This window comes from Micromonospora sp. NPDC049799 (genome assembly GCF_040656655.1).
GTDB lineage: Bacteria > Actinomycetota > Actinomycetes > Mycobacteriales > Micromonosporaceae > Micromonospora.
This window is the reverse complement of sequence record NZ_JBFAMU010000770.1, coordinates 1-1,732: the sequence shown is the minus strand read 5'-3', so window position 1 is coordinate 1,732 and position 1,732 is coordinate 1. Positions and strand designations below refer to the sequence as shown.

Annotated in this window: 2 protein-coding genes and 1 pseudogene; 1 reads left to right on the top strand and 2 read right to left on the bottom strand. The window is 72.0% G+C overall.

All coding sequences use genetic code 11. The features are described from left to right. The coding region (locus AB0I76_RS29310) for a helix-turn-helix transcriptional regulator (RefSeq protein ID WP_357042217.1) at positions 1 to 347 on the bottom strand (347 nt) is incomplete at its 3' end. 164 nt (positions 348 to 511) lie between these two features. On the opposite strand from AB0I76_RS29310, the gene AB0I76_RS29305 reads away from it, so the two are divergent. Next, positions 512 to 1,525 carry a potassium channel family protein gene (locus tag AB0I76_RS29305; RefSeq protein WP_357042214.1) on the top strand — a complete coding sequence of 338 codons (1,014 nt, stop codon included), beginning with the start codon at positions 512 to 514 and terminating at the stop codon, positions 1,523 to 1,525. A gap of 66 nt (positions 1,526 to 1,591) precedes the next feature. Here AB0I76_RS29305 and AB0I76_RS29300 read toward each other — a convergent pair. Then, positions 1,592 to 1,732, bottom strand: a pseudogene (locus AB0I76_RS29300) (2-oxoacid:ferredoxin oxidoreductase subunit beta); the annotation flags it as partial.

Sequence of the window (1,732 nt, the reverse complement as noted above, 5' to 3'; positions counted from 1 at the left end):
TCGGCGACCGCGTCGACCCGGGACTGCGGGGTGATCGGCGGCACCGCGCCCGTACGGCGGATCTCGGTGAAGAAGTCGCTGGTCGGACGCGGCGGCGCGGCCGGGATGCGCGGCTCGACGCGGCGCAGGTCGTCCCGGGCTTCTTCCAGCAGGTCGGAGAGGCGGATGCCGAGCGCCCGGCAGATCGCCGCGAGCACCTCCGAGGAGGCCTCCTTGCGGCCCCGCTCGACCTCGGACAGGTACGGCACCGACACCCCGGCGGCCGCGGCCACCTCGCGCAGCGTGCGGCCCTGCCGCTGCCGCAGCCGGCGCAGCACCCCGCCGATCACTCGTCGCAGCAACGACATGCCGGCCTCGCTTCCCCGGTCGCCGGACGGACACCCCCATCATGCCCGCTGAGCCGCCTTCACGCCGCCCGCCCTCCCGGTCCGACGACCCCGGCGTGCGGTTCTGCGCGTACGGGCTATCTTGTGGTCGTGCAGCCGACAGCGGAGCCCGGGCAGGTGCGACGGTGATCCATTTCCCGGCCCAGCGGCGCGGTCCGCTGAGTGCGCTGAGCCTGCGCCTCGCCGGCGCCCTCGGTCTCGTGCTCGCCACCGTGGGAGTGGTGTACCTCGACCGGGACGGCTACCGGGACGTCAACGAGGACGGGCTGACCCTCCTCGACTGCTTCTACTACGTCGTGGTATCGCTCTCCACCACCGGGTACGGCGACATCACCCCGGTCAGCGAGACGGCGCGGCTGGTCAACGTCCTCTACATCACCCCGGCCCGGGTGATCTTCCTGATCATCCTGGTCGGTACCACCCTCGAAGTCCTGACCGAGCAGTACCGGACCGGCCGACGCCTGAACCGGTGGGAGAAGTCCGTGAAGGATCACGTCATCATCTGCGGCTACGGCACCAAGGGCCGTAGCGCGGTCTCCGCGCTGCTGGAGAACGGCCTCGACAAGTCCCGGATCGTGGTGGTGGAGCGCAGCGGCCCCGCCCTGCGGGGGGCCACCTCGGCGGGACTGGTCGCGATCGAGGGGTCGGCGACCCGCTCGGCGGTGCTCAACCAGGCGCACGTGCGGAACGCCAAGGCGGTCATCATCGCGACCGACAGCGACGACGCGTCGGTGCTGGTGGCGCTGACCGTCCGCCAGTTGACCGCCGGTCAGGTGCGGATCATCGCCGCGGCGCGGGAGGCGGAGAACGCCCCGCTGCTCAAGCAGAGCGGCGCCCACCACGTGATCGTCTCGTCGGCCACCGCCGGCCGGCTGCTGGGCCTGTCCACGTCGGCGCCGCCGCTGATCGACGTCGTGGAGGACCTGCTCACCCCCGGACAGGGCATGGCGCTGGCGATGCGCTCGGCGGAGCGCAGCGAGGTCGGCAAGTCCCCCCGCGAGCTGGAGACCCTGGTGATCGCCCTGGTCCGTCGGGGCAAGGTGGTCTCCCTGGCCGACCGGGCCGGCGCCGTCATCGAGACCGGCGACATGCTCGTGCACGTCCGCGACGACCGCCCGTCGACGACCCCCGTCGCCTGACCCCGTACGACGAAAGAGTGGCTGTTCCGACGGGAACAGCCACTCTTTCGGTAGGCGCGGGACGGGTCAGACGATCGTCCAGGTGTCGCCGCTGTTGAGGAGGCCGGCGAGCTGCTGTTCGGGGGTTTCGGTGACCGTGGCCCGGGCGGTGGCCAGCTGCTCCTGCACGACGCTGTCGTAGGAGGGGCGGTCGACGGAGCGGAACAC